This is a genomic window from Rhodococcus sp. IEGM 1307, assembly GCF_030056915.1.
Taxonomy (GTDB): domain Bacteria; phylum Actinomycetota; class Actinomycetes; order Mycobacteriales; family Mycobacteriaceae; genus Rhodococcus_F; species Rhodococcus_F opacus_D.
Window position 1 is genome coordinate 1 of record NZ_JASHKW010000032.1, and the last position, 25,329, is coordinate 25,329.

The 25,329-nt window shown below is 62.4% G+C and carries 27 protein-coding genes and 5 pseudogenes; 26 read left to right on the plus strand and 6 right to left on the minus strand.

Going from position 1 to position 25,329, the window contains the following annotated elements; translation table 11 throughout:
• Positions 1 to 31: 31 nt before the first annotated feature.
• Positions 32 to 886, plus strand: a pseudogene (locus tag QM841_RS39340) (IS3 family transposase); the annotation flags it as partial.
• Between the two features lie 31 nt (positions 887 to 917).
• Here the strand turns inward: QM841_RS39340 and QM841_RS39345 are convergent.
• The 3 genes and pseudogenes from QM841_RS39345 to QM841_RS43685 all read right to left on the minus strand — a co-directional run.
• Positions 918 to 1,633 (minus strand): annotated as a pseudogene (locus QM841_RS39345) (IS110 family transposase); the annotation flags it as partial.
• Positions 1,634 to 2,319: 686 nt separating this feature from the next.
• Positions 2,320 to 2,790 carry a GntR family transcriptional regulator gene (locus QM841_RS39350; protein WP_283336214.1) on the minus strand — a complete coding sequence of 157 codons (471 nt, stop codon included), beginning with the start codon at positions 2,788 to 2,790 and terminating at the stop codon, positions 2,320 to 2,322.
• A 12-nt stretch (positions 2,791 to 2,802) separates the two neighbouring features.
• Positions 2,803 to 3,048: pseudogene (locus QM841_RS43685) on the minus strand (winged helix-turn-helix domain-containing protein); the annotation flags it as partial.
• Positions 3,049 to 3,256: 208 nt separating this feature from the next.
• Here QM841_RS43685 and QM841_RS39355 point away from each other — a divergent pair.
• The 13 genes and pseudogenes from QM841_RS39355 (at position 3,257) to QM841_RS39415 (ending at position 12,505) form a co-directional block, all read left to right on the plus strand.
• Positions 3,257 to 4,099, plus strand: a complete 843-nt coding sequence (locus QM841_RS39355) for an alpha/beta fold hydrolase (RefSeq protein ID WP_283336215.1) — start codon at positions 3,257 to 3,259, stop codon at positions 4,097 to 4,099.
• A complete protein-coding gene (locus QM841_RS39360) occupies positions 4,096 to 5,379 on the plus strand; it encodes an aromatic ring-hydroxylating dioxygenase subunit alpha (RefSeq protein ID WP_283336216.1) in 1,284 nt (427 codons plus the stop codon). The genes QM841_RS39355 and QM841_RS39360 overlap by 4 nt, the downstream gene beginning before the upstream one ends.
• Before the next feature lies 1 nt (position 5,380).
• On the plus strand, positions 5,381 to 5,893 hold the full coding sequence (locus QM841_RS39365; protein ID WP_283336218.1) for an aromatic-ring-hydroxylating dioxygenase subunit beta: 513 nt from the start codon (positions 5,381 to 5,383) through the stop codon (positions 5,891 to 5,893).
• Entirely contained in the window at positions 5,880 to 6,107 is a 228-nt protein-coding gene (locus QM841_RS39370) for a hypothetical protein (RefSeq protein ID WP_283336219.1), read from the plus strand. The genes QM841_RS39365 and QM841_RS39370 overlap by 14 nt, the downstream gene beginning before the upstream one ends.
• A 3-nt stretch (positions 6,108 to 6,110) precedes the next feature.
• Positions 6,111 to 6,305: a ferredoxin gene (locus QM841_RS39375; RefSeq protein ID WP_283336220.1), complete on the plus strand. Its 195-nt coding sequence runs from the start codon at positions 6,111 to 6,113 to the stop codon at positions 6,303 to 6,305.
• Between the two features lie 4 nt (positions 6,306 to 6,309).
• Positions 6,310 to 7,494: an NAD(P)/FAD-dependent oxidoreductase gene (locus tag QM841_RS39380; protein WP_283336221.1), complete on the plus strand. Its 1,185-nt coding sequence runs from the start codon at positions 6,310 to 6,312 to the stop codon at positions 7,492 to 7,494.
• Positions 7,495 to 7,533: 39 nt separating this feature from the next.
• Positions 7,534 to 7,827 carry a hypothetical protein gene (locus tag QM841_RS39385; RefSeq protein ID WP_283336222.1) on the plus strand — a complete coding sequence of 98 codons (294 nt, stop codon included), beginning with the start codon at positions 7,534 to 7,536 and terminating at the stop codon, positions 7,825 to 7,827.
• A 2-nt stretch (positions 7,828 to 7,829) separates the two neighbouring features.
• Positions 7,830 to 8,732, plus strand: a complete 903-nt coding sequence (locus QM841_RS39390) for a VOC family protein (RefSeq protein ID WP_283336223.1) — start codon at positions 7,830 to 7,832, stop codon at positions 8,730 to 8,732.
• 65 nt (positions 8,733 to 8,797) lie between these two features.
• Positions 8,798 to 9,220 (plus strand): cupin domain-containing protein, encoded by a 423-nt coding sequence (locus QM841_RS39395; protein ID WP_283336224.1) that lies wholly within the window; start codon positions 8,798 to 8,800, stop codon positions 9,218 to 9,220.
• Between the two features lie 65 nt (positions 9,221 to 9,285).
• Positions 9,286 to 10,050 (plus strand): SDR family NAD(P)-dependent oxidoreductase, encoded by a 765-nt coding sequence (locus QM841_RS39400; RefSeq protein WP_283336225.1) that lies wholly within the window; start codon positions 9,286 to 9,288, stop codon positions 10,048 to 10,050.
• A gap of 30 nt (positions 10,051 to 10,080) precedes the next feature.
• The gene (locus tag QM841_RS39405; protein WP_283336226.1) at positions 10,081 to 10,434 is read left to right on the plus strand and encodes a RidA family protein; all 354 of its coding nucleotides are present in this window, start codon (positions 10,081 to 10,083) and stop codon (positions 10,432 to 10,434) included.
• A gap of 241 nt (positions 10,435 to 10,675) precedes the next feature.
• Positions 10,676 to 10,894 (plus strand): annotated as a pseudogene (locus tag QM841_RS39410) (aldehyde dehydrogenase family protein); the annotation flags it as partial.
• A gap of 237 nt (positions 10,895 to 11,131) precedes the next feature.
• Entirely contained in the window at positions 11,132 to 12,505 is a 1,374-nt protein-coding gene (locus QM841_RS39415) for an MFS transporter (RefSeq protein WP_283336281.1), read from the plus strand.
• A 504-nt stretch (positions 12,506 to 13,009) separates the two neighbouring features.
• On the opposite strand, the gene QM841_RS43275 is transcribed toward QM841_RS39415, so the two are convergent.
• A complete protein-coding gene (locus QM841_RS43275) occupies positions 13,010 to 13,378 on the minus strand; it encodes a hypothetical protein (RefSeq protein ID WP_349307458.1) in 369 nt (122 codons plus the stop codon).
• A complete protein-coding gene (locus QM841_RS39425; protein WP_349307459.1) occupies positions 13,315 to 13,845 on the minus strand; it encodes a class I SAM-dependent methyltransferase in 531 nt (176 codons plus the stop codon). Before QM841_RS39425 ends, QM841_RS43275 begins: the two co-directional genes overlap by 64 nt.
• Positions 13,846 to 14,118: 273 nt before the next feature.
• Here QM841_RS39425 and QM841_RS39430 point away from each other — a divergent pair, with 273 nt between their 5' ends.
• The 5 genes and pseudogenes from QM841_RS39430 to QM841_RS39450 form a co-directional block, all read left to right on the plus strand.
• On the plus strand, positions 14,119 to 14,697 hold the full coding sequence (locus QM841_RS39430) for a hypothetical protein (RefSeq protein WP_283336227.1): 579 nt from the start codon (positions 14,119 to 14,121) through the stop codon (positions 14,695 to 14,697).
• A 103-nt stretch (positions 14,698 to 14,800) separates the two neighbouring features.
• Positions 14,801 to 15,181 (plus strand): pentapeptide repeat-containing protein, encoded by a 381-nt coding sequence (locus QM841_RS39435; RefSeq protein ID WP_283336228.1) that lies wholly within the window; start codon positions 14,801 to 14,803, stop codon positions 15,179 to 15,181.
• A 226-nt stretch (positions 15,182 to 15,407) separates the two neighbouring features.
• Complete coding sequence (locus QM841_RS39440; RefSeq protein ID WP_283336283.1) at positions 15,408 to 16,283, plus strand: hypothetical protein; 876 nt, start codon at positions 15,408 to 15,410, stop codon at positions 16,281 to 16,283.
• A gap of 11 nt (positions 16,284 to 16,294) precedes the next feature.
• Positions 16,295 to 16,510 carry a hypothetical protein gene (locus QM841_RS39445; RefSeq protein ID WP_283336229.1) on the plus strand — a complete coding sequence of 72 codons (216 nt, stop codon included), beginning with the start codon at positions 16,295 to 16,297 and terminating at the stop codon, positions 16,508 to 16,510.
• A 44-nt stretch (positions 16,511 to 16,554) separates the two neighbouring features.
• Positions 16,555 to 16,707: pseudogene (locus tag QM841_RS39450) on the plus strand (enoyl-CoA hydratase); the annotation flags it as partial.
• A 442-nt stretch (positions 16,708 to 17,149) separates the two neighbouring features.
• On the opposite strand, the gene QM841_RS39455 reads toward QM841_RS39450, so the two are convergent.
• Positions 17,150 to 17,812: a GntR family transcriptional regulator gene (locus QM841_RS39455; protein WP_283336231.1), complete on the minus strand. Its 663-nt coding sequence runs from the start codon at positions 17,810 to 17,812 to the stop codon at positions 17,150 to 17,152.
• Between the two features lie 259 nt (positions 17,813 to 18,071).
• Between QM841_RS39455 and QM841_RS39460 the strand changes: the two genes are divergently transcribed.
• The 7 genes from QM841_RS39460 (at position 18,072) to QM841_RS39490 (ending at position 25,302) form a co-directional block, all read left to right on the plus strand.
• Positions 18,072 to 18,845: an SDR family NAD(P)-dependent oxidoreductase gene (locus tag QM841_RS39460; protein WP_283336232.1), complete on the plus strand. Its 774-nt coding sequence runs from the start codon at positions 18,072 to 18,074 to the stop codon at positions 18,843 to 18,845.
• On the plus strand, positions 18,842 to 20,044 hold the full coding sequence (locus QM841_RS39465; protein WP_283336233.1) for an LLM class flavin-dependent oxidoreductase: 1,203 nt from the start codon (positions 18,842 to 18,844) through the stop codon (positions 20,042 to 20,044). Before QM841_RS39460 ends, QM841_RS39465 begins: the two co-directional genes overlap by 4 nt.
• A gap of 147 nt (positions 20,045 to 20,191) precedes the next feature.
• Positions 20,192 to 20,644 carry a flavin reductase family protein gene (locus QM841_RS39470; protein ID WP_061042682.1) on the plus strand — a complete coding sequence of 151 codons (453 nt, stop codon included), beginning with the start codon at positions 20,192 to 20,194 and terminating at the stop codon, positions 20,642 to 20,644.
• Positions 20,641 to 21,891, plus strand: a complete 1,251-nt coding sequence (locus QM841_RS39475; RefSeq protein ID WP_283336234.1) for a bifunctional 3,4-dihydroxy-2-butanone-4-phosphate synthase/GTP cyclohydrolase II — start codon at positions 20,641 to 20,643, stop codon at positions 21,889 to 21,891. The genes QM841_RS39470 and QM841_RS39475 overlap by 4 nt, the downstream gene beginning before the upstream one ends.
• A gap of 506 nt (positions 21,892 to 22,397) precedes the next feature.
• Positions 22,398 to 23,804, plus strand: a complete 1,407-nt coding sequence (gene leuC / locus QM841_RS39480; RefSeq protein ID WP_283336235.1) for a 3-isopropylmalate dehydratase large subunit — start codon at positions 22,398 to 22,400, stop codon at positions 23,802 to 23,804.
• Positions 23,805 to 23,811: 7 nt separating this feature from the next.
• A complete protein-coding gene (gene leuD / locus QM841_RS39485) occupies positions 23,812 to 24,399 on the plus strand; it encodes a 3-isopropylmalate dehydratase small subunit (protein WP_283336236.1) in 588 nt (195 codons plus the stop codon).
• Positions 24,400 to 24,405: 6 nt separating this feature from the next.
• Complete coding sequence (locus tag QM841_RS39490; RefSeq protein ID WP_283336237.1) at positions 24,406 to 25,302, plus strand: isocitrate lyase/PEP mutase family protein; 897 nt, start codon at positions 24,406 to 24,408, stop codon at positions 25,300 to 25,302.
• Positions 25,303 to 25,329: the final 27 nt, after the last annotated feature.

A 25,329-nucleotide genomic window follows, 5' to 3' on the forward strand; every position in this document is an offset into this window, starting at 1 on the left:
CGCCTTCAGACCGGTCGCCAGTTGACGCTGACTCGCGTGGGATGTCTACTACAAGGTCAAGCAGCGCGGACGCGTCTCGGACACCGAGCTGGCCGACGCCTACGCCGCGAACGCCGTCCACAGGGCGTTCGTCGCCAACAAGCGTGTCTACGGCGTCCGCAAACTCTGGCGGACGATGAAACGCGCTGGTCACGACATGGGACGCGATCAGGTGGCCCGCCTGATGCGGATCACCGGCATCGTCGGGGTCGTCCGTGGCCGCCGCCTTACGAGCACCACCGAGCGTGATGATCGGGCGCCGCGGCACCCCGATCTGATCGAGCGGAAATGGGACGCGGCGCAGCGTCCGGACCAGTGGTGGGTCGCCGACTTCACCTATGTGTGGACGTTGGCCGGGTTCGTCTACACCGCGTTCTGCGTCGACGTCTTCTCCCGCAGAATCCTGGGCTGGCGGGTGATGACCACCAAGACCACCCCGCTGGTCGGCGCGACGCTCGAACAGGCGTTGTTCACCCGCAAGAGAGCCGATTTACTTTTCACCGCAACGGGTTTGGTGCACCACTCGGATGCGGGGTCGCAATACACCTCACGGATCTTCGTCGATGCGCTGACCGAATCGGGCATCGCGGGCTCGATCGGCAGCGTCGGGGACGCCCTCGATAACGCGATGATGGAATCGACCATAGGGCTCTACAAGACCGAGTTGATCGACCGGGACCGATTGTGGTCCGGGCGGGACGAGGTGGAGCGGGAGACTGCCGAGTGGATTCGCTGGTTCAATGCGGACCGGCTGCATTCCTCGATCGACTACCTGTCGCCGATCGAGTACGAGACGCGCTACCGTGAACAGCGTCCCACCGCCGCCTCGGTCCTCGAGGTGGCCTGAACGAAGTCTCCACTCGATCCAGGGCAGTTCAGTACGCGCGGATCGCGGTCAGGGACGTGAACCGGTGCGGGTCGCCGATCCGTCCAGCGATGACCGCGCTAATCACCGCCCCCACGCGGGAAGCAGAGGCAACGATCCTGGCCGGGTCGGCGTCGGCGTAGAGGTTCGCGACCCGCTCGTCGATCTGCTTGATCTGACGGGTCAGGAACAGTGCCTGTTCGGCTTCGTGGGCGATGTCCTCAGCGAGCCCGGCGAAGTCCATCCCGTCAGACCCGTCGCCGATGCCCCACAGGGCGAGGGTCTAAACCGCGACCCAGCGCTTGACCATCGTGGAGCGCTGCTTGACCAGTCGTCGCAGCGAGTCGCCGGCCCCAACCCGGAGTACTCCCGCAGGCCTTCGGGGTGCAGCAAGGGCAGCCGGGCGAGCAATTCGGAGTCGATCCGGTCGTTCTTGGTGTGCTTGGAGTAGTACTTACGCAGGTCGGCCGACTGGGTGGTCGGGACCATCACCACGCGTGCACCGTGGCGACGGAACCACTCCGCCAACACGATCCACGCGTTCCGGGTCGGCTCGACCACCACGGTCAGCTCAGCCGGATCGGGCAGGTCCAAGTCCGCCCACAACCGTTCCAGATCGGCCAGCCGTGTCCAGAACTTCCGGCCACGCCATACCGTGGCACCATCACGGGCCAGCGTCGCCTGATGCTCCGCCCGGACGGCCACGTCGATCCCCAACGTCCATGCCATCGTCATTGCTCCTGTCGGTCCACATCCCTGTTCACCAGGTGACTGACCATCGCGGCCACGGCCCAGACATTCTCTAAGCAGGAGTCCACGCCCACCGGCCGGCTCCAAGTTCCCGAACAAGGACACCGCTCGACCAGACACCGAGCCCGCACATGACCACTCAAAAGTCAGGGATCACCAGGTGTCCCGGTCGGACGTCCGGCCCGCCTGCGGACTCCCCACAGAGGCTAAATGTCGGAGGTCTCGGCTTAACGGCGGCCAGGGATGTCAATACATGGCGCTGCAGATTACGCAAAGGCTGGTGGACGCCGGCATCGCACCCGGCAGCGTCGGGACAGCTTCGACAATGCGCTCGCCGAGAATCTGGTCGACCCTTTAGGTCTAGTTGATTTATTGGCCTGCAGCTACTTTCGCAACCCGGACAGAGGCAGCGTGGGCGTTGCGAGAGCCACTAGAACGTCGAGGACCCACATCCGTAGTCGTGGAGGTGCCCCGCCAGTTGCCGTTCTTCTTAGATGGTGCATCCGCTGCGACCCTGTCTGGAACTTCACGCGATCGCGTCGATCACCTCGGTGACCACGTCCTATCCCCGAGGCAGGTGGCAGTGAGCACAGTTCGAATCGTTACACGAAAATTCTGGCATCGAAATTCAAGGCTCCGCTGGTTGAAGACCTGGATTGACGATGTCACCGGTCGAGTGGCTTGATTATCGGACCGGCGCTGACATGGGCCCGGATCGCTTCTCGGAACGTGTCGTGCGAAGCCTTGACGTGCTCATACATCAATCGGGCGGCCTCGTCGGGGTTACCTTGCGTGATCGCGAAGAGGATCTGGTGGTGCTCGGCGACTCTTTGCGCCGTCGCCGCGTGCGGAATCGAGACGCCAGCAGTGACTGCCGCCATGACACTGCGCAGACCTTCGAGGATCTTCCGGGTGCGAGGCAGCCCAGCATGTTCCGCAGCCAGCAAGTGGAACTCCTCGTCGAGCGCGAACATCGACTTGCCGTCGCTATCCGCGTCTTGGCGTCGAATCACATCAGTCAGTGCGGCGAGGTCGTGTGAGTTGTGATTGCTTGCGAGGGTTCGTGCCACCAGTACTTCGAGTTGTTCGCGCAGGGCGCCGATCTCGTCGACCTCGGCCTCGGTGAACTCGCGCAACCGGTATCCACGTCGGTGGGCTGCGATCATTACCCCTTCGCGTTCGAGTGCCTTGAGTGCCTCTCGCACCGGAGTCCTGGACACTCCGAGCATCTCAGCGAATTCGGTCTCTGAGTAGAAGCGCCCTGGGCTGATACCGCCGTCCCGCACCGCATGCCGTAGTGCCTGGTAGACCTTGTGCCCGAGGTAGTCCTCGTTTTCTACCAGGTCTTCGTTGCCTGTGCGAGCCATCGAACCCCCATTTTTTGAAGCAAACATATAGCTAAGACACTACGTCAGTATACAAGGATTTCGGGCGGCCTGAAGCCCGAGTGCCGTCCCTGTGGAGATTCACCCCTGCCGACCCGCCCTCAGATTTCGTCCATTGCTGAACAGCAGCCTAGTATGCTAGCGTGACGTACAGACAAACTATCGATCAGTTGACAGAACGCGGCACGGGTTTCCGTCAACGTCTCAGGAGGTCGCGATGGTGGTAGATACGACCGTGCTGCCAAGTCCTGCGCTGTACACCCTTCCGGGTGGGGCTCGGGTCGGCGCGCGAACCAAGGGGCGCGGCCGCGCGGTCCTGCTGCTCCACGGTGTCGGGTCTGCGAGTGCGTCGTTTTGGGCCCAGTTCGAAACTTTCAATCATGAGTTCGAACTGATTGCCTGGGACGCTTTCGGGTACGGAGATTCCAGTGACCCGGCGGCCGAGCCGTGCCTCGATGACTACGCGGCTGCGGCTGCGGCTCTGCTCGACGCGCGCGGTCACGAGGATGCCCATGTGGTTGGCGTCTCGTGGGGGGGTGTTGTCGCTACTCGGCTGGCAATGCGTCATCCAAAGCGCGTACGCACGCTCGCATTGGTGTCATCGACCTATGGCCGGAAGAACAATGCGGCGGTCCGTGAGGGGTTTGGCTCGCGCATTGCGGCGCTTGAACGTGATGGCGTTCGCCTGTGGGCACAAGCCCGCGTTGACCGGCAGGTGTCGCGGCACGCATCGCTGGAGTTGCGGCGACGCATCGTCGAAAATGCGGTCGCATCAGTCCGGTTGCCCGGCTTCACTGCAGCGACACGCACACTGGCCGATACCGATCACCGTCCTGCGCTCGATGCCGTCCAGGCTTCGACGATCGTGTTGTGCGGCGACCAGGACGAAATCACCGGGCCGGCGGAGAGCAGGGTGTTAGCCGATGGCATCTCTGGGGCGGAGTTCTTGCTGGTGCCGGGCGGCGGCCACCTTCTGAACCAGGACCAATCTGGTGTCGTGAACGCTGCACTGAACCGACACTGGCATCTTTTCGACAGTCATGGAGTGGAGTTGATATGACAAGTACACAAGAGGGACGACGCGATGTCACGCCTGGATCGTTTGTCCGCAGCGATGGCAGCGAGGTCGGGATTGCCGCGTTCCATGACGAGGACGTGTACCGGGCGGAGCTGGAGAAAATCTTCGCCAAGTGCTGGTTGTTCCTTGGCCATGAGACCCAGCTGCGCAATCCAGGCGACTACGTCTCCACAAGGATGGGCGAGGACGAGGTAGTCGTTACGCGCAATTCGGCGGGCAAAGTCCGCGCTTTCCTCAACAGCTGTCGTCATCGCGGCCCCAAGCTGTGCCGCGCGGACCAAGGAAACTCGCAGGCTCTTCGTTGTCCCTACCACGGCTGGACCTACGATCTCGACGGCAACCTCATCGGTGTACCCAGGCTGCGGACGGCATACCACGGTGAGCTGGACCGCACTTCGATAAAGCTGATTGAAGTGGCCAAGCTCGACACAGTGCACGGGCTGATCTTCGCGACCTGGGATCCGCATGCGCCGTCGCTACAAGAATACTTGGGCGACTTCATGCCCTACCTGGATCTCATGCTGGGGCGGTCCGAAACAGGCTTTGAGGCTATCGGCGGGGTACATAAGTGGACCATCGAGACAAACTGGAAGATTCCGGCGGAGAACTTCTCTGGCGACCAGTACCACCTGTCGTCCACCCACGCATCGAGTGTCGAGGTGGGCCTGCGTAACCGGGTGACCGAGTACGGGCACACCATTCATGTCGAGGGTGGGCACGGATTTACCCGCGAGAAGGGGGGTGCGCAGCAAGGCACCGAGGCTGTCACTGCGTATACCGAGTACCTCGGCAAGGTGCAAGAACGGATCGGCAAGGTAAAGCCGGAACTTGTGGAGTTCGTGCCCGTGGGTGTCGGTTCGATCTTTCCGAACCTCTCGTTCATGGACAGTATGCGGTTCCTCACCCTTCGGCAATGGCAGCCTGCGGGCCCTCACCGTATCGACGTCAACTCCTGGTGCCTGGTGGACAGCTCGTTGCCGGAGGACCTCAAGCAAGCGGCCATGCGGCAGTACATCTTGTCCTTCGGGCCCAGTGGGATGTTCGAGCAGGACGACGGAGAGATCTGGACCTCGATCAGCGAGGCGACCCGGGGGGTTGTCGCCCAGCGTCAGTCGTTCAACTACACGATGGGGCTGGGGCACGAGGTTCAGGTGAAGGAACGGACCGGGGCCGAGCTGCCGGGAGTGATGGGCGAGGCGTTCATCACCGAGGCCAATCAACGGTCCTTCTACCGCCGCTGGCGCCAGCTGATGGAGCAGTGACATGAGCAACGCAACCCCTCCTGACCACCAGCTGTGGCCGGCGATCGAAAGCATCTACCGACACGAGATTCGGATACTGCAGCGCGCTGACTACCAGGACTGGCTGTCGTTCTTCGCGCCGGAGTTCCGCTACCGGATGCCGGTGGTCAGAAGCACCGATGCGCGAGCGGAGATGGTGGCTGCCCCCGGTGAGCTCGGCTACTACGACGAGAACCGGGACACGATGGAGCTGCGGGTGAAGAAGCTGGCCAGTAGCAATGCATGGAGCGAGGTACCGCCCTCTCGGCTGCGCTACTTCGTGCAACTGCTTGACCTGACTGTCGACAACTCCGAGATCGTGGCCGTCAGTAACGTCCTTGTCTTCCGGGCGCGGAACGAATCGCAAGAAAACCGCTACTACGGCGAACGCACCGACCGCTTCGTCGAGGTAGACGGACAGTTGAAGATTGCCGAACGCACGGTCGTGCTCGACCAGGTTCGGCTGGCTGCTGAGAACCTCAATGTCTTCCTTTGAAGATGCGGCGTGGCCGGGAGGCGCGGTGGAGCTCCGCGATGCAGCTGGCCGCGTACTCGTACGCCTGGAGCAGGACTCCGCCGCCAATGGCCAGCGGCTGAAGATCACGTCGGTGCTGACCGGCGAGGTTCAGTACGTCGACGCGCTGATGCTCGAGGCGCTGACGTGGCTCCCCGACGAGCTGTTGTCAGCACGCGACGGAGAAGAGGAGTAGACCATGAAAGCGCATATTGACCTGGAAAAATGCGACGGGTACGCGAACTGCGTCCTCGAAGCCGACCGGGTCTTCGATATCGACGAAGGTACAGGGCAGGCGGTCCTCCTGATTCCGGTCATCGGGCCTGAACTCGTTGACGAGGTTCGCCGGGCACAGGCCAGATGTCCGGTCCAGGCGATCGCGCTGGAGGACTGAGCTGATGCGCATCGTCGTTGCCGGTGGCGGACTCGCCGGCGTCAGTGTCTGCCAGGAACTCCGCGCGCAGAAATATCGAGGGGACATCGTGCTCCTCGATCAGGAGGCAACACAGCCCTACGATCGCCCTCCGCTCAGTAAGCAGTTGCTGCAAGGACTGGTAGAGCCCGAAGATATCCGGTTGCCAAACGGTACCCGGCTCGCGGAACTAGGAGTGGACCATCGCAAGGGCGTGGTCGTCAGCAAACTCGTTGCGGATTCCGTCGCACTCGGCGGCGGCGACGAGTTGCGCTTCGACGGCTTAGTGATCGCGACCGGGTCGGCGCCACGACGGCTGCCGGGGCAGCCTGATGTGGGAGGGGTGCATACGCTACGCACACTCGAAGATGCCATGGCCCTACGCCGGGATCTGCAATCAGCGAAGCATGTGGTTGTGGTCGGAGGCGGCTTCATAGGCCTGGAGGTTGCGGCTTCGGCAGTTGCCAAGGGCATTGAAGTGACAGTCGTCGAGCGGGGTGAAATGCCCCTGTCCGGCGCTATCGGGCCAGTGGCGGGAGGCTGGCTGACCAATCTGCATCGGTCGCACGGCGTGCGTTTCATTTGTGGGACGGGTGTCGCAAAGTTCTTTGGTGAAAACAAGCGCGTGCAAGAGATCGAGCTCGATGGCGGCGAGCGGCTACGCACCGATGTGGTGGTGATCGGTGTCGGCGCCGAGCCGGTGACCGGCTGGCTCGCCGGGAGTTCGGTGCGCGTCGCCGACGGCGTCGTCTGCGACGCGGGGCTGCGAGCGGGGCCACGAATCTATGCGGCAGGCGATGTGGCCCGATGGGAGCATCCGCTGCTGGGCCCGATCCGGGCGGAGCACTGGTCGACCGCGGTTGACCACGCGCAGACGGTCGCTGCGAACTTATCGTCAGAGCTGGTCGGCGGTCCATCCGTGGTCCGGAGCGCGAATGAGATCCCGTACTTCTGGACCGATCAGTATGACGTGAAGCTGCAAGTCGTCGGCTGTGTGGCAGGCCATGATCGCGTTCACGTCGTGGACGATGGGCGCCGACGGGCGATTCTCTACGGACGTGGGGAATCCCTTGTCGCAGCGCTCGCACTGAACCAGCCAGCTTTCGTTGCGCGTCATCGCAAAGCAATTGCGGCGGAGCTCAGTTGGGGCGACGCAGTTCGGAATATCTAAGTATACCAAGAAAGAATACACAGAGAGTTTGGGAAACCGATGGAGCACAACGGTAACGAACCCCCGCCGTCAGGAGTGCTGATCGGCAATGAGTTCGCGAGGGTCTGGCTGGAGGTGGCGCCCGGACAGGCCGGGGATCAGCTGCGGATCACCTCGGTCCGCACAGGATGGAACCGGACATTGCCACCGGAGTTCGTCGAGAAACTGAGCCGGATGCCGGTCAGTTGTTATCTGGGGGCGCTCGAGACCCCCTTCGGTCCTGAGCCCGATCTGGCGTTCAAGGCTGGGTTTTCCACTGTTACCAAGAGCACTGTTATCAAGAGAGAAGAGTGAGCATGGCGCTTCAGAAACTGGTCTGGGCGGAGCTGGCGGTGACCGACATCGACCAGGCGCTCGAGTTCAATGTCAACGTCCTGGGACTGCGTGAAGTGGGTAGAGAGGGCCGGAAGGTCTATCTCAGCTGTGACATCGAAGATCCACATGCGCAGCTGGTACTGACCGAGGGCGGGACCGGGGTGAGGTCGTTCGCTCTCGGTGTCGATTCCGAGTGCGAGTTGGAACAGTTCGAGTCACGGCTTGCTGCGATCGACGTGAAGACCGAGCGGCGTAGCGACGCCGCCCCGGAGCAGCCTACGATTGTGACGTTCCAGCTACCTACCGGGCACGAAGTGGTGCTGTTGCCTCGGCCGGACAGGCCGCTCTATCGCCATCAGGGCTTCGACAAGAGCTCGCAGCGTCTCGGCGTGGGACCGGCCGATATCGACCACATCACCATCGCTTTCAGCAAGGATTCTGAGGCACGTGAGGTCGCGTACGTCCTGTCGAAGGGGCTCGGCTTCAAGATCTCCGACATCTTCCTCAACGCCGACGACGAATGGCAGGCGGCTTGGACCCGTGCCGGGGAAGTGCACCATGACGTCGGGCTGATCCGCTGTCAGCCAGGCGCCTCGCTCCATCACCTGGCTTGGACGGTGGACAACATGGAGCACCAGAAACGCGCCGCCGACACGTTGGCCAGCGCGGGGCACCTCCTCGAGACCGGTCCCGGCCGGCACGGCGTTGGTGGAAACCTCTACTCGTACCTGTGGACTCCGGGCGGCAATCGCTACGAGCTGTCCGCTGAGATGCCCCGGATCCTCGGTGAAAACCCCGATCCCATTGTGCGCAAGGCGGGCGACTTCGACGCTTTCAGTGCCTGGGGTGCCACCCGGCCGGAATCGTTCACGCACGGTTCCTGAGCGGTGCCCGGAGTTCAGAGCCTTCATTCCAAATTCTCACTACACGTCAAGGAGCGTACCTGACAATGATTGTCGTTGATCACGAGAAGACCGAATGGGAAGAGTGGCGTCCTGGCGTCCGCTCACGTGCCTGGGCGACCGCCGCCAGCGGCGCGCGACAGGTCAGGATCGCGGAACAGATCCTCGATCCTGGCAACGAGGCTCCGCCGCATTGGCACTACTTCGAAGAGAACATCACCATTGTCGCCGGTCTCGGACGGTTCACTGTCGACGGGGAAACCCGCGAATTCGGGCCCAGACATACGGTGATTGTGCCGAGCATGGCGGTGCACGGATTTGCGAGCATCGGCGAAGAGCCTCTGCACATCATCGCGTCCATGGGGTGGCCCATCAACGAGATGAACTACGTTGCCCAGCCCGAAGCAGTCTTCCGGGTGGGAGAGACGGTCGATTCCGGACGCCGGCGTCGTCTGACCGAGACAGGCTGATGTCTGCTATGCCTGCCGGCCCTTCCACGCCGAGCAACGCCGCAGTGCCGGGTCGGCTCGACGGCATGGTCGCCTTGGTAACCGGCGCAGGCACCGGAATCGGTGCAGGCGTGGTTCGCAGGTTCGTTCGCGAAGGTGCCCGAGTCGTCGCGATGGGGCGCGATGCCGGCAGGCTCCAGCGAAGTGTTGAGCTCCTGGGAGACAGTGCGATTGCTGTCCCGGGTGATGTCACTGATCCGGACGACTGCCGGCGGGCTGTGGAGGTGAGTGTGGATTGCTTCGGCAAGCTCGACGTCCTCGTGCCAAATGCCGGCGTGCACGATCGGGGCATCGAGATTGGCGACCTGAGTGCTCAACAGCTCGATCAAGCGTATGAACAGGTCTTCGGAGTCAATCTCAAGGGCGCTCTGATGATTGTGCACGCTGCCTTAGGCGAGCTCGTCCGGGCGCACGGCTCGGTCATCTTCACCGGTTCGATCTCCAGCCTGGCGCCGGGTTTCGGGGGACCGCTCTATGTGTCTTCGAAACATGCGGTGCTCGGGCTTGCCAAACAACTCGCATACGACCTCGCCGGCCAGGTCCGCGTCAACACAGTGGCACTGGGTTACGTACAGACCGAACTCGTTACTCCTCCAGCGCTGGGCGGAGGTGGGGCTCTCCCAGACTCCAGCGACGTCACCCATCGCTTGCCGACGGGCATCGCCCCTGTGCCTGACAACGTCGCTGGCGTCTATGCCCTGCTGGCTTCGGACGCCGACGGTTCGGCGATCACCGGATCCGTGTTCTCAGTGGACTCGGGCCAGCTCCTTTGGGGCCGGGCCGGCGCCTAATCACCCGATATCACTCACACAGGAGACAAAATGTCATCTGCAGATTTCGATCACCCCTACTCCGATACCGCCACCATCGGCGATGCTGTGTTCGTCTCGGGCTGCCTGCCCATTGACGAGGCGCAGAACCTCATCGACGGCAGGAAAGAGGCATTGGACGCGGCGCTGGCCACCGTTGGGCGCCGACTGGCAACGGTCGGCCTGGGGTTGTCAGATGTCGTGAAACTCACCTACTACGTCACCGATATCTCCGACCGAGCCCTGGCGAACGACCAATTCGTCAAGCACTTCACCGAACCACGTCCCGCGCGCACGGTCGTCGAGGTGACGGCTCTCCCTCGCGGCGCATCCGTTGAGATCGACGCAATTGCTCACCGCAGCTGACCAATCCGTGCTGAGCACGGCCAGCGACTGAAGGAACCCAAACAACCGGCCTCGTTGTCGGATTCGAGAGACGGTCAGTACTCGATCGGTCCAAGTGCAGTGAACTGTTTCACACCACACGAATTCATCGCGATCGATTCGGCACTCGGCACCCGAACAAAAGAAGAAAGGAATCACCGGCCGAGAACATCGTCCTCTCGCGTCCACTGCGTCGTCTGAGCATCGTCCCTGCGGTCCAGAGGTGGCGGAATTACTCGCAACGCATTCCGATATTGCCAAGGTCGCTTGCACCGGATACACCGCTGTAGGGTGCAAAATCGCCGCCGCCTGCCGACCGCGGCTTCGCCCCATCACGCTGAAACCAGGTAGAAAATCTGCCGCGATAATTCTGGACGACACAGATCTTGATCTCGTAACGATGGGTGAACGACTTTTCGGAGCGACACTGCTCAGCAATGCTCAGCAATGCTCAGACCTGCTTCATCAGCACCAGGATCCTGGCACCGCCGATCTCGCTCGGCGTATGTCGATAGCGCACGGCATCAAGAGCGGAACCGCTGGCATCAACGGTTACCTTTGGATCCGGACGCTCCGTTTGGCGGCACGAAATTCAGCGGAATCGGCCGCGAACTTGGCCCAGAGGCCATCAAGTCCTACCAGGTTACCCATCGGTTTACCACTATCAGGAGGCTTGCTCATGAATCTCGATACGACCGCCGACCCCGAACGTCAACCGGCGAATCCGTTTGGGGTGCAGGCGGAACCAATAGATGTGGCATCCTTTGTCGACTCACAACCGGTCGGCCGATTCCACCTTCTACTGCTCGCCCTCGGCGGAAGTGTCATGTGCCTTGATGGTTTCGACACCCAGGCCATCAGTTTCGCGGCGCCGTCGATCGCGAGAGAATGGGGACTGCCGGTCTCCGCGCTCGGACCCATCCTCTCTGCTGCAATCGCCGGGCTCATGGCCGGATACCTGGTGTTATCCCCACTGGCCAACCGGTTCGGTCACCGCCGATTGGTCCTCGTGTGCACAGCTGTTTTCGCTGTTCTCACCTTGTTGTGTGCGGCAGCCACGTCACCGGAGCAGCTCATCGTCTTGCGATTTCTCACCGGCACCGGTCTTGGCGGCGCAATTCCCAGCATTGTCGCGTTGGTCAGCGAGTTCGCGCCGAGACGTCGACGCTCCTCATTCGTTATGTTCATCTACTGTTGGCTGGCATTGGGATTTGTTGCAGCAGGGATTATTTCGGGGTTCGTGATCCCGACGTGGGGATGGAGATCGATGTTCGTTGTCGGCGGCGTCTTACCGCTCGTTCTGCTGGCATTTCTACTTCGGTACTTCCCCGAATCACCGAACTTCCTGATCAAAACCGGCGCACACGATCGTGCACTCGCTACGCTGCGGCGCCTGGCACCATCGTTCAGCGGAGATATCATTCTGCGTGAGACTAATAGTGCCTCAATGGAATCCGGCACTTTAGATCTGATTCGCGGTCGATGGGCTATTGCCACGGGACTCCTGTGGATCGCGTTCATTGGGAACCTTGGAGTGTTCTATGGACTGCAAAGTTGGCTTCCGACAATCGTGACATCCAGTGGACACTCCCGGACGATCGTTATCGCCGCGACCGTCCTGACTACTATCGGCGGCATCGTCGCGGCTGGCGTAATCGGACCGATCATGGATCGCACCAACCCTTTCCGAACCCTCAGTGTGGTGTATCTCGGTGGGGCGTTACTTACCGGGCTCATGGGGTTCGTGCTCGACGGTGCATCCACGGCAGTTCTATTAGGTTCCACATTTCTCGCGGGAACGTGCGTCGTGGGCGGTCAAATGAGTGTAACTGCGCTCGCCACGGTCGTGTACCCGCCGGTCATGCGGCCGGCCGGTGTCGGCTGGGCGCTTGGTGTGGGCCGGATCGGTGGAGTTATGGGCCCGCTGCTCGTCGGCTGGGCATTGGGCGCCGATCTTCCGACTCACTCGGTGTTCGCAATGATGGGCCTGATTTTGGTCGGCGCGGGCCTCAGTGTATTCATGCTGGAGCGGACCATGCGCAACATTGGCTAGTGTCGTGGTCCTGAAATCTTCGCCAAATATATGGCGAAGATTTCAGGACCGACACACCAATGCGCAGTGCGGAAGTAGATTGACGGTCAAATACCTGAACGGTTGTCATTCCGCTTTCAGGCCTAGCCGAGGCGGATGCCTCCGAGTTTCACAAGCCATCATAAACCCGAGTAGATCGTTCAACCCCCCATGAATTCTTACGAGTATCGCAGGTGGCGAGAGCGGCGACGCGCCGCATGGGTCGAGGTCAATCGCACACGCAAGCATCGCGACACCGAAGCGGAGCGCCTCATCGAGTTCGCCATTAAGTGGGCACCATACGGCGGTGCGAACGAGGAAGAGATCCTCGTTCACTTCGGAATGTCACGACTCCGCTTTATCGAGCGGTTATGGCAGGTTTTACCTCAATCCAACTGTGCTCAGGATGAGATATGCAGCTTAGCGGGCACGTATCCAGCGTTAGACGGTAACAAACGCTGCTCATCACGTTTCGTGAGTCGCGAGTCAGATCACGTGGGCGAAGTAGATGACCAGCGGTCCGATGTATCCGAATGCAATTGCGGAATTTGACCAGCGCGGATCGGGCACAGCGGGGTGGTGCTCTCGCGGTGGCCTGACGTGTTCGGCCCGGCGTTCCCGCGCGCCGTACCAGCTGCCCAGGCGCCGAGGGAGGCGGGCGGCGAAGACCGCGACGGCGCCGACAATGCTGATCTCGACCTCCCCGAACGCGGCGGCCAGGGCCGTATGCAGACCGTCGAGGTCGTCGCCGCGGTTGTGGAACAGCGTGATCGGCCCGTTGTAGAGGCTGTTCAGGGCGCGGCTGCGAGGGGTGTGGTGCGCACCGGTGTCGAGGATGGTCGAGCCGAAGAACACCCAGTGTCGGCAATGATCTGGGCGATGTGCCCGAACGCGGGGCCCTTCTCCACCCAGGTACCGGGCACGCAGTGCAGGACGAAGCTCGCGGACACGGAGTCGAACACCCCGATGTCCGCGGGTAGTGGGGCGAGGATGCTGCCGGTGTGCGCGGCCGCGGTGATGCCACGGACGGCGAGACGTGCGGTGGTCATCTGCAGGGTGTTCGGGTTGAGGTCGAGCAGCACCACCATCGGGTTCGGGGTCGGGTAGGTGGCGCGGCGGAGGTACCAGCCGGTTCCGGGGCCGATGTCGAGGTGCCGGCCACCGAGGTGGGAGTTGTAGTGCGCGAGCAGGCGTTCGCTGGGGCAGCGCCAGACGAGGGTGTTGCTCCACCGCAGCACGACGGTGTCGTACACCGCCAGCAGCGCCCGACTGTATGGGGCGGCGCCGGCCTTCTCCGCCTGTGTGACCGCACTTGCAGACATGCGTGTTCCCCCTCGTTGTTCGCGTGATGGCGTTCCCCCGCCACCACCGATGGTAAACGGGAACAGGACTCGGTCGATTCGTCTGCCGCGATGTGCCGCGGCGTGGTCGGGAAGGTCACCCCTGTCTTTGGCGCCTGGGCGCGGGGAAAGAATGGCGTGAACTGCGGAAACAGCACGTCCCTCGCTTCTGTTGGCCCGAAACTTCGACGTCGGCAGGGACTGAATTCGACGGGGGCCCGTCGAATCACCGTGCGGGGCCGGAATACTACGGAGGTGACAAAAGTCGAATGGGCGCTGGCTCTCGCCGCAGGCGGCGCGGTGCTGCTATCTGGATGGTCTCTTTGGCGTACACGATCGGGCGTACCGAAGCGACCCCCGACGACCGGACTGAAAGTGTGGTTCGGGATCTCTGTCGGTAGTGCGTTCGTGGCGGCGCTGGCACTGATAGCGCTGGTCGTTGCCGGAATCTTCATGGAGTGGGTGGCGCAGCGGTTCAGTGGTGTGATGACCCCTCTGGGCGCGGTAGTCGCGGCTTCAATCGCCTCGGCTGGCGCGGCTCGCACGGTAATTGCGCAGAACGTGATAGCCAGGAGGAATCGCCTCGAAGATGCCGAGAAAGAACTGTGGAGCCGGTTCGACAGCGCGGCAAAACAACTCGCGGACAAAACCCATTTCGCAATCCGTGTCGCTGGCGTGTATGCCTTCGTCGGACTCGCGGACGACTGGCTCCACCACCACGAACGACGCGAAGAAGTGGAAAAGACGGTCAGTTCAGTGCTGAACACCCGGGCGGAGTGCGAGACCATCGTGGACACGCTAGTGCGTACCTGCGTCAGAACACCCACCAGGTGACCGACATCGAGACGCGCAAGTCCGAGAAGATCGTGAATGAGGCGATCTCTCGCAGTTCCGTCTTCACCTGGGAACGGAAGATTCGACTCCCCCCGACCCCGCAGTGAAACCGCCACTGAAGGGCGCTTGGTCCGACCGCGGTCTAGAACTCGATCTTCGTGGTGCCGATCTGTTCGGCTCGTTTCTATTCAACGTGGACCTGCGTAGGGCCTATCTCGCCCGGGCGGACCTGTACAACGCGGATCTGTCCGGCGCCCGGCTCGACGGGGCCGATCTGCAGGGCGCAGATCTCTGTGCCGCTGATCTGAGGGGCGCAAACCTCACTGGCACGATTCTCGCCGATGCGAAATATGACGACGAAACTCAGTGGCCGAGCGGCTTCGATCCTCTGACCGCGATTATGGATCACCTTAGGAAGGGGGGCCATCATAGGGCCTCCTTGACCGCCCACGTTGCTCCAGCTCCGGCGCCGTCGTCCCCGTAAGGAACGAATCATCACCTCAGCGTGTTTCGCTATGCTGGTGTGCGTTCGGCGGAAACGCCGACAGCACGCGTGGGAGCGAGTTACTGGTTTGGTCACCGGAATGCTTCTCCCGCGGTAGACCCGCCTTGCGGTCGGGTCCGAGCGTGGCAGGCCGTCAATTGGGACACTAATGCCTGCCACGCTTCGTCATATCTGGGGCGTGTTCGACGCAGCGGGAGGGGATCTGGTGGCGTACAACGTGAGCCCGGACGCGCCTCCGACCCGTCTGGATCCGGAGGCCGGCACCAGCACCACTCCGGCGGCCAAGCCCGCCGGCTATCGGTCGGCCGCCACCTACGACGACCGCGCCCAGGAGCGCGACGGCGCTCGGCAGCTGGACCGGATAGTCGAGGACGCGGAGTTCACCCGGGCCCGCAAGGACCTCGAGCGCGCCTTCCCCCGCGCGACCGTCCCCGAGGTGTCCGAGCGTAAACGCCGGGAGCTGCCGATCCCGGATTCGATTCGCCAGCCTCCGAGTTCGCGCCAGCGCAAGGTGCGGTCGGTGAACAAGCACAAGGCGCAGTCGCAGTTGCCGAAGGTCGGCTACACCGGCGTGCAGGACCTGGTCAGCGACCCGGACCGGTGGAAGACCGTCGGCGAGGCGCTGTCCGCGGCTCGCGGTGACGCGCAGCAACTCGACGAGAAGATGCGCTCCCAGGTCCAGCGGGTGGACCGGGCGATTCAGACCGCCGAACGGTTCAACGACCGCGGCCACATCCTGTACTGCGCGGTGACCCTCCCACACCAGGTGCCGCAGCAGGCGGTCAACCTACCCGCGACCCTGCATCCGGGATCCCGCCTGGATTTCGACCGGCACACGATGGCCACCCACGCCGCTCACGAACTCGATGGAACGCTGGGCGATCGGGATGTGGTGTTCGAGATCGAAACCGGCCGGGGCATGTATCTGGGCCGCTCGGACACGGTCGACGACACCGCGCACCTACTGCCGCGCGGGATGCGGCTCGAGGTGGTCTCGGCCGGGGAGGGGCGATACCGTCGCCCTGACGGCAGCATCGGCCGGCGGATGATCGTGCAATTGCGGGACATCACCGGGGAATGAGGGGAATGCGGATGGGACTGTTCACCGACGACAAGGGCCGCCCCGAGCTGGTGGTCCATCCGGACATCAAGCTGGGGCGCGCGCACTTCCGTCCGGCCGATGACCAACCCGAGGGCGAACCCGTCGAGACGCCGAAGCAGCGTGCCCGCCGCGAGCTGAAACTACGACTGGGCGCCGAGCTCCGCGCGAAAGAAGAAACCGGAGACACCAACCCCGAGAAGGGGTGACGCCTCCGGCTCATCCTGTGCATCTTCAGTGAGCCGATGCGTACCGCTGGACGAAAGACGCCGTCAACGATGCGACCCTCACATTCATGCGGGAACGGAAGGGGCAGCTGAAGCTGCTCGCATCCGCCGACTTCGTCGAGGGTGTCGCCGCTTTCCTCGAGAAGCGGCCGGCCGTGTTCGGAACGGTCAGCAGCTAGTCTCGGGCGCCGTCATCCCCTATGCCGGTCCGAACCCGAGCGGGCAGTGACATGGATCAGTCGTCAGGTGGCACCCGACCTTTGGTGGGCTTCGAAGGCGTCTGATCCCTTCGAAGCCGGTCTCGCCGAGCGCGTCCTCGGTTCTGGATTTGGCGGTCGTCAAACTTCCCGAGATGTCACCGTGCACCGCCGTAGCATCGGGAGACCGACTCTCTCGACGCCGTCCGGATCGCCCGGTCGGTGCTCGCGGTCGACAGCTCCGGCCGTCCATGGTTGTCGTGGGGTCCGCGCCACGGGACATGATCGCCGGCGGTCGGGTAGGACGTCACCATGCGAACTTCGAATCTCAGTCATCACGAGGGATCGGGGGCAAGCTCCGAGTACTTCCACGAAGGCGTCGAGCGCTGATCACCCACGTCGGACCGAGTTTTCGAATGAAAACCTAGGCGAAGTCGTGGCTCGGCAACTTCAGGATCTCGCTACAGGTGTGCTGAAGGTGAGAGCGCATCAACGACTCTGCCCGGTCGCTGTCGCCCGACAGAATCGCAGCTGCGATTTCCTCGTGCTCGGTCATTGAATAGTCGAATTGGGCCTGGGCTGAACGGAACTGGAGACGAAATGTTTGAGTTTCCAACCGATCGGTCAGCTCGATCAACCGTGGGTTTTCGGTGAGTTCGACAATCACTCGGTGAAACCGAAAGTTCTCGTCCAGGTATCGGGGCTGGTCGTATTGCGCTGCGACTTCGCGAGCCTTGGTCACCGCAGCCTCAAGACGTTCTCGGTGTCCTGGTAGGCCGATGTTGCTTGCCGCCAACCGCGCGCTCATCCCCTCCAGCGCTTCTCGGACCTGGTAGAAGTGCGCAACATCTTCTCGTGTGAGGCGGCGGATGGAGGCGCCACGATGCGGCTCAAGCTTGACGAGACCGTCGCTGCCGAGCTGCGCCAACGCTTCCCGAAGGGCGTTGCGCCCGACTCCTAATTCTCGGGTGAGGTCAGGTTCGATCAACCGCTGGCCCGGAACGAACCGGCCGGACCGGATGCCCTCGCGGATGGCATGAACAGCCCGCTGCACGGCGGTTCCGGGCTGGACCGTCTCGATCGCCATTCAGACCTCCCAGTTGTCAGCCATTCACCGCTGCGCCGGTCGGCGCAGCGAAACTCTTGTTGCTGACATCCAACCATCGTCGCAAACGCCATCACGCAATCGGCCCTATTGACAACCTACCAAATCATCCCTAGATTTCGTAGGACGATAGATGAGTCCCAGATCACAGGACGATGGTCTCTGGCTCTGCACCACAGAGCCAGTGCCCCTCCGGCGAAGTTTTCCCGGGGGTCGGACTGCGACTAATCACAGGAGTGTCATGAGCAGGTTTGAAGAGGGCGCGTCTGCGCTGGTCACCGGAGCAGCGGGGGGGATCGGCCGAGCAATTGCGCGCCGGTTGGCCGCCGAGAATGTCGCGATGACCCTGACGGACGTGGATCCGGCGGGCTTGGCCGCGGTCGCCACTGAGGTCGCCGAACTCGGCGGAAAGGCGGTCACCGAGGCCGGCGACGTGACCGATGCAGGGTTTCGGAAACAAATCGTTGCTAGGGCAGTCGGCGAGTTCGGCCGACTCGACACCCTTATCAACAACGCCGGAATCATGGTTGGCGGTACCCCCGAATCCATCACGGAGGACTCGTGGGATCACATCTACGGAATCAACGCACGCGCGCCCTTCTTTCTCGTCCAGGAGGCACTGCCGCACCTGATCGAAACCAAGGGCTCGATCGTCAATCAGTCTTCGGTACTCGGATTGCTGGGTATGCCGTCCGGCGCTAGCTATGTCTCATCCAAGGCCGCTGTTGTCGGGTTGACCTGGGCACTGGCGGCGGACCTCGCACCCCACGGCGTGCGCGTCAATGTCGTCTGCCCGGGCACCATCGACACCTCCATGCCGTGGACCTACGTGAACGCAGCTTTGGGGTCCGGCCGAGAGGAAGAGGCAGAGGCGTTGCTGGTCGCGCGGCAGCTGATCAAGCGACTGGGCACTCCAGACGAAGTGGCAGCGGTGGTCGTGTTCCTGGCCTCCTCCGACGCGTCCTTCATGACAGGCGCAGCAGTGCCAGTCGACGGCGGTTGGAGCGCATCGTGACAAACATCCAAACGAATGGGAAGTCTGCAGTGAGCACGGAAAATCAAACAAAAGCGTCTACCGACGCACCCCTGCTGAACAGCGAGAACGCATTCAAACTCGCAGTCTTCGGCGCCAATGTCAGCGGAGGCTGCGCGGTCACCTCCGCCGAGGGAACCATCGCGGTCGATTGGTCCGAAACAAAACGCATTGCGCAAGCGGCTGACGCGGCCGGCCTCGACGCCATGGTCCCTGTGGCACGGTGGAAGGGGCCAGGCGGAGCCGTCAACTTCAACGACCGCTCGTTCGAAACCTTCACCTGGGCGGCCGCGGTGGCAGCTGTCACCGAACGGCTCCAAGTGCTCGCAACAATCCACGTGCCAACAGCTCATCCGCTCCGTATCGCAAAGGAAATCGCGACGGTTGACCACATCAGCGGAGGACGATTCGGCCTGAACATCGTGGCGGGCTGGAACGAACCCGAATTCGCGATGTTCGGAGTTCCCCAGATTCCGCATGACGAGCGATATGCTGTTGCCGCGGAGTGGGTTTCGGTCATCAAGCGTTTGTGGAATGAGGATACCTTCGACTACGAGGGCAAGTACTTTCGCGGAAAGGGCGTGCACTCCTCCCCACGCCCCGTGCAGTCCCCCGGCCCCCTGATCATGAGTGCGGGTGCCAGTGGCGCAGGTCTAGCCTTCGCCGCCGAGCACGCAAACATCAACTTCATCATGGCCGAAGACATTGCTGCCCATGCCGCAAAGTCCGAAATGGCACGGAGAACCGCTCGCGACGAATACAACCGCGAGATCGCAGTAATGGGAATGGGTTACGTCGTCTGCGCCGACACTGAGAAGGAAGCCAAAGCCCACTTCGACTACTACGTCAACCAGAAAGGTGATTGGGAGGGCGCCGCGAAAATGATGGGTGTCGCCGCCACAAATGTCGAGGCGATGGATATGAGCACGAAATCCGCGCTGACAAGCATGGTCGCTGGATATGCCGCCCAGCCTCTGGTTGGGACCCCCGAGCAGATTGCCGACGGAATCCTGAAAATGTCCCGTGCGGGTCTGAACGGTTGCACCCTGAGTTGGGTCAACTACGAGGAAGGTATCGCTCAGTACCGGGAGCAGATTCTGCCCCTCCTCGTTCAAGCGGGACTCAGGTCAGAAATCGTGACCACTGCCGATGCCGACCTCACCGAAAGAGTTGCACTGTGACGACCGTGAACATCTCTCCCTCCAGGCCCTCGCAGCGACTTCGCGACCTTCTGTCCTGCGATCAGATCATCACTTCAAGCGCATAGAACCCCGGAGTCTCCCGTGAATACCTCGACCGACACGACAGCCACCCAGCTCAAGGATGTTATGGCAGGAGTGTGCACACCCGTCGCTGTCGTAACCGCCATGGATGGTGCACGACCTCATGGCACCACAGTCAGCGCTTTTGCGTCACTGTCGATGACGCCGCCCATGGTCCTTGTCTGTCTCGAGCGTGGGTCCGAGTTACTACGGATCATTCGAGAGACCGAACAGTTCGGAATGAACATCCTCGGTAGCGCACACTCAGATCTGGCAACAACATTCGCACGCAAAGGTCTCGACAAATTCGACAGCGTGGACTGGGATCTTCGGAGCGGTGTACCGAAACTAGTCGGTACAAGTGGGTGGCTGGCGTGTGTGGTCTCGCAGCTGGTCGACGGCGGTGATCACGTGATCGCGTTCGGTCGAGTGAAAGAGGCGACGGCGGCCGACATCCAGCCCCTCACGTATCACAAGCGCAAGTTCGGCACTCACGCACCGCTCGAGTCGGTCCGATGAACGCCTCGCCATCGGCGTTAGTTCAGCACGCCATCGCAGCCCTATCGGCGGGCGGCATGATTATCGTCGTCGATGATGCCGACCGCGAGAATGAAGGCGATCTGGTTATGGCCGCGGAGTTGGTCACGCCCGCGCAGATGGCCTTCATCGTGCGACATACCACCGGGATAGTCTGCGCGGCGATGAACAGCCAGCATGCAGATGCTTTACAACTGCCACTCATGGTGTCCGAGAACACCGACACGCACGGAACCGCCTTCACTGTCACTGTCGATCATGCGTGCGTCGGCACAGGCGTCAGCGCCGATGACCGATCATTGACGGTTCGAGCCCTGGCCGACTCCAACAGTGCCCCGGTCGATTTTCACCGGCCGGGGCACGTCTTTCCACTTCGGTCGCAGCGGGGCGGCGTCCTGACCCGGCCTGGGCATACCGAAGCCGCCGTCGATCTGACGACAATGGCCGGCCTCAGTGGTGTGGGAGTCATCGCGGAGATTGTCGCCGACGACGGCTCGATGCGCCGCGGAGACGACCTACGTGAATTTGCCGACGCTCACGGCCTGCCACTGCTGTCAGTCGCCGATCTGGTCCGATATCGTCGGTCGACTGAACGGACCGTAGCTCAGTTGGCCAGCTCGGCAATTCCGACGCAATTAGGCGACTTCCGAGCTCATGCCTACCGGTCCACATTCGACGGCACCGAGCACCTTGCGTTGGTGATGGGGGACGTCGCGAGTGCCGGACAATCCGAGCAAGGTGTTCTCGTACGGGTGCACAGCGAATGCCTGACCGGCGACGTCATGGGGTCCCTTCGCTGTGACTGTGGAACCCAACTCGCACAATCCCAGGCGGACATTGCCAACGAAGGATGCGGAGTCTTGGTGTACCTACGTGGCCATGAGGGCCGTGGCATCGGACTTGTGAACAAGATCCGAGCCTACGGTCTCCAGGACAAAGGTCTAGACACCGTTGACGCAAACACAGCACAAGGTCTGCCTGCCGACGCCCGCACCTACGACGTCGCGGCACAGATTCTCACCGACTTAGGAGTTCGACGGATTCGCCTGATCTCTAACAATCTCGAAAAGTACCGCAGCCTCAACAACTCTGCCGTCCACGTGGTCGAGCGCGTCGTTCATCCGCCGATCGAAACCCAACACAATCAGCGCTACCTCCGCTCGAAGCGTGATCGGATGGGCCATCTTTTCGACGTAGACCAAGCAGTCGCATCCACTATGCCGAGCTAGCGTCGTGCGCACAGCCAGCGCATGCCCGGACGACCTGAAAGAGATACAGCAAATGCAAAAACGCCTCGGCTGCTCAGTGATTGGATGCGCTCGTCGGATCTTTCGGAGTATTGCGGTTGTACGCGTCAATGCGCGTTGGGCAGCCATGATCGTGAGCGCACAGGACGAATCCTTCGTGCCCAATGACCGCACAGCGCCTCCCTGACCCAGCCCTTGAGCGGGTGGCCCACCGACAGCCATGACTTCTCCAAACAAGCTAGTCCTCGCCGCGTAAGGCGGGACGTCGTCAGCGAGCATGGTCTCGGTGAACCCGTGGCCGCGGAGCCTGCGCGTGATCTCGGGCGTCGTCGGCCAGCCAGATCAGGCGGGTGTTGTCGACCGGCCGGCGCAGTGTTGGTCGAGTCCGGACAAACCCTGTCTCGCCGCCTCGGATACAAGCCACACCACGGACAGAACGCGACTCCCCGTGCTGCCGGATCGACGAAATAGACAAGGACCGTAAACGTATGGCTAGGAACATCATCGACAAGATCTGGGACAGTCACGTGCTGACACAGTCGCCAGACGGCGAGTCCGACCTGTTCTACATCGACTTCCACCTTCTCCACGAGGCGTCGAGCCCGCAGGCTTTCGAAGGGCTCCGCATCGCCGGCAGAACGGTCCGTCGCCCAGACCTGTCATTGGCCACAGAAGACCACGTCGTCTCCACTCGATTGAACCTGCTCGGGTCCGGCGACGACAATCCCGTCGCTCGGGAGATGGTGTCGGCCCTGCGGAAGAACTGTGCCGAATTCGGTATCGCCCTCCACTCGCTGGGATCGGCTGACCAGGGCATCGTGCACGTAGTCGGCCCTCAACTCGGCATCACGCAACCGGGCATGACGATCGTGTGCGGCGACAGCCACACCAGCACGCACGGCGCGTTCGGGGCGTTGGCGTTCGGCATCGGCACCTCGCAGGTTGAGCACGTCCTGGCCTCTCAGACACTGTGGATGACCAGACCGAAGACCATGGCCGTCACGTTCACCGGAAAGCTCCCGCGCGGTACCACCGCGAAGGACCTCGTATTGCACCTGATCGCCGAGATCGGGACAGGCGGCGCCCAAGGATTCGTGATCGAGTATCGCGGCGAACCGGTTCGCGATTTGAGCATGGAGAGTCGAATGACTCTGTGCAACATGTCTATTGAGTCCGGTGCGCGCGCCGGGCTGATTGCGCCAGACCGCACGACCTATGACTATCTGCGCGGTCGTCCCTATGCACCGGTGGGCGACGATTGGACTGAAAGCAAGCACAACTGGGACCAGTTGCTCACGGACGGCGACGCCACTTTCGACCGAGAGATCACTCTCGACGTCGCCGATCTGGAACCGTTTGTGACGTGGGGGATAAACCCAGGGCAGGCGCTGCCGGTCAGCTCGTCGGTTCCCGACCCCGTCGGGGAGTCAGATGCACGCCGGCGTGAACAGATCACCCGCGCACTGGACTACATGGACCTCACTCCCGGCACACCATTGCGCGACGTCGCCGTCGATGCGGTCTTCATCGGCTCGTGCACCAATGGGCGCCTCGATGATCTGAGAGCGGCAGCGGAGATCCTCCAGGGTCGACGGATCCCCGAGCACGTGACGACGGTAGTTGTCCCCGGATCGGCGGAGGTGAAGCGTCGCGCAGAGTCCGAAGGCCTGGACGTCATCTTCGAGGCGGCCGGCGCGCAGTGGCGCTCTCCTGGCTGTTCGCTGTGCGTGGCAATGAACGACGACTTCCTCGAGCCCGGTACGCGATGCGCCTCGACCTCGAATCGGAACTTCGAAGGCCGACAAGGCAGCGGCGTGCGCACCCATCTTGTCTCTCCGACCACCGCCGCCGCCACCGCGGTGCTCGGCCACCTCGCCTCAGCGAACGACCTGTGACGGAGACATGCAAAAAGTAACGAGTCACCGCGGAACCGCAATTGCTCTGCCCCAGAGCAATATCGACACCGATCAAATCATCCCCGCACGCCATTGCCTGACCACCAAACGGAGCGGATTCGCCCCGCACCTGTTCTCGAGATGGCGACGGGACCCTGAGTTCGCCCTCAACGATCCCAACCGCTCGGAAGCCACCGTGCTGGTCGGAGGTGCGAACTTCGGGACCGGATCCTCACGCGAACATGCCGTGTGGGCTCTGCAAGATTGGGGCTTCGTGGTCGTCATCGCACCCAGCTTCGGAGACATCTTCTACACGAACTGTGGTCGCGCCGGTCTTCTCCCGATTCGCCTCGCACCGGACTCGCACGCCCAATTGGTCGACGATGTGCTCAACGATCCCCAGCTGCAGATTCAGGTCGATCTGCTCGAATACAGCGTGGAGTGGTCGGGACGACGCGCACCGCTCCTCGTCGATGCCGATCTGCGCCGCCGATTCATCGAGGGATTGGACGATATCGACCTCACGCTCGCATACGACCAGGTCATCGCCGACTTCGAGAAGAAGCATGCGCGCATCCCCATGACGAGGAAGTAGAAACCCATGGCAAATACCAAGGCAATACAGCTACGCAACCTGCTCGCCGACGACCACCGCATTCTCACCGCCCCCGGCATCTATGACGGACTCAGCGCAGCCCTAGCCCAGCGCAGCGGCTTCGAAGTCGGCTACGTCAGCGGTGGCGCAGCCTCGGTGTCGGTCATCGGCCGCCCTGACCTGGGGATCATGACCGGCTCGGAGATGATCGACCACGTCGGCCGCCTTCAGGGCGCCACCGATGTGCCCCTCATCGTCGACATCGACACCGGATACGGCAACGAAATCAACATCCGCCACACCGTCGAACGGCTGGCGCAGCGCGGCGTCGCGGCCGTGCAAATCGAAGATCAAACCTTCCCCAAGCGGTGCGGCCACCTGCACGGCAAAGACGTCGTCAGTCGCGCCGACGCCGTCAGTCGCGTGCACGCGGCGTCCAAAGCCCGAGGCACCGACGAGATGCTGATCATCGCGCGGACCGATGCCATCGCACCTCAAGGCTTGGACGAAGCCATCACCCGAGCACATCTCTACATCGAAGCCGGCGCCGACATCATCTTCGTCGAGGCGCCCGCGTCGCTCGAGGACGTGCGCACCATCGCAGCAGAGGTGCCCGCGCCGTTGATGATCAACGTCATTGCCAGCGGCCGCACCCCAGTGCTGAGCGCCGGCGAGTACGCCGAGCTGGGCTATAAGATCGCGATCTATCCGGCGCTGACAATCGCAGCAGCGATGGGGGCAATCAACCACGCGCTCACAGAGTTACGCCTGCACGGTAAGCCGCCGGCAGCGGCCAGCCCCAAGGAACTTTTCAGTGCTGTCGGTTTGGACGACTGGCTGAGCAGGGCCGGCGCCGAGGTGTCCGAACTAGAGCAGTCCCGCGTCTCACCGTTGGCGCACTGAGACCTCGCAGAGTCATCACCTCAATCG

Bases quoted from the DNA above. Each gene is read 5' to 3' on its own strand.
- QM841_RS39355 (WP_283336215.1), top strand. From the start codon at position 3,257: ATGGTGGTAGATACGACCGTGCTGCCAAGTCCTGCGCTGTACACCCTT.
- QM841_RS39360 (WP_283336216.1), top strand. From the start codon at position 4,096: ATGACAAGTACACAAGAGGGACGACGCGATGTCACGCCTGGATCGTTT.
- QM841_RS39365 (WP_283336218.1), top strand. From the start codon at position 5,381: ATGAGCAACGCAACCCCTCCTGACCACCAGCTGTGGCCGGCGATCGAA.
- QM841_RS39370 (WP_283336219.1), top strand. From the start codon at position 5,880: ATGTCTTCCTTTGAAGATGCGGCGTGGCCGGGAGGCGCGGTGGAGCTC.
- QM841_RS39375 (WP_283336220.1), top strand. From the start codon at position 6,111: ATGAAAGCGCATATTGACCTGGAAAAATGCGACGGGTACGCGAACTGC.
- QM841_RS39380 (WP_283336221.1), top strand. From the start codon at position 6,310: ATGCGCATCGTCGTTGCCGGTGGCGGACTCGCCGGCGTCAGTGTCTGC.
- QM841_RS39385 (WP_283336222.1), top strand. From the start codon at position 7,534: ATGGAGCACAACGGTAACGAACCCCCGCCGTCAGGAGTGCTGATCGGC.
- QM841_RS39390 (WP_283336223.1), top strand. From the start codon at position 7,830: ATGGCGCTTCAGAAACTGGTCTGGGCGGAGCTGGCGGTGACCGACATC.
- QM841_RS39395 (WP_283336224.1), top strand. From the start codon at position 8,798: ATGATTGTCGTTGATCACGAGAAGACCGAATGGGAAGAGTGGCGTCCT.
- QM841_RS39400 (WP_283336225.1), top strand. From the start codon at position 9,286: ATGGTCGCCTTGGTAACCGGCGCAGGCACCGGAATCGGTGCAGGCGTG.
- QM841_RS39405 (WP_283336226.1), top strand. From the start codon at position 10,081: ATGTCATCTGCAGATTTCGATCACCCCTACTCCGATACCGCCACCATC.
- QM841_RS39415 (WP_283336281.1), top strand. From the start codon at position 11,132: ATGAATCTCGATACGACCGCCGACCCCGAACGTCAACCGGCGAATCCG.
- QM841_RS39425 (WP_349307459.1), bottom strand. From the start codon at position 13,845: ATGTCTGCAAGTGCGGTCACACAGGCGGAGAAGGCCGGCGCCGCCCCA.
- QM841_RS39445 (WP_283336229.1), top strand. From the start codon at position 16,295: ATGGGACTGTTCACCGACGACAAGGGCCGCCCCGAGCTGGTGGTCCAT.
- QM841_RS39455 (WP_283336231.1), bottom strand. From the start codon at position 17,812: ATGGCGATCGAGACGGTCCAGCCCGGAACCGCCGTGCAGCGGGCTGTT.
- QM841_RS39460 (WP_283336232.1), top strand. From the start codon at position 18,072: ATGAGCAGGTTTGAAGAGGGCGCGTCTGCGCTGGTCACCGGAGCAGCG.
- QM841_RS39470 (WP_061042682.1), top strand. From the start codon at position 20,192: ATGGCAGGAGTGTGCACACCCGTCGCTGTCGTAACCGCCATGGATGGT.
- QM841_RS39475 (WP_283336234.1), top strand. From the start codon at position 20,641: ATGAACGCCTCGCCATCGGCGTTAGTTCAGCACGCCATCGCAGCCCTA.
- leuC (WP_283336235.1), top strand. From the start codon at position 22,398: ATGGCTAGGAACATCATCGACAAGATCTGGGACAGTCACGTGCTGACA.
- leuD (WP_283336236.1), top strand. From the start codon at position 23,812: ATGCAAAAAGTAACGAGTCACCGCGGAACCGCAATTGCTCTGCCCCAG.
- QM841_RS39490 (WP_283336237.1), top strand. From the start codon at position 24,406: ATGGCAAATACCAAGGCAATACAGCTACGCAACCTGCTCGCCGACGAC.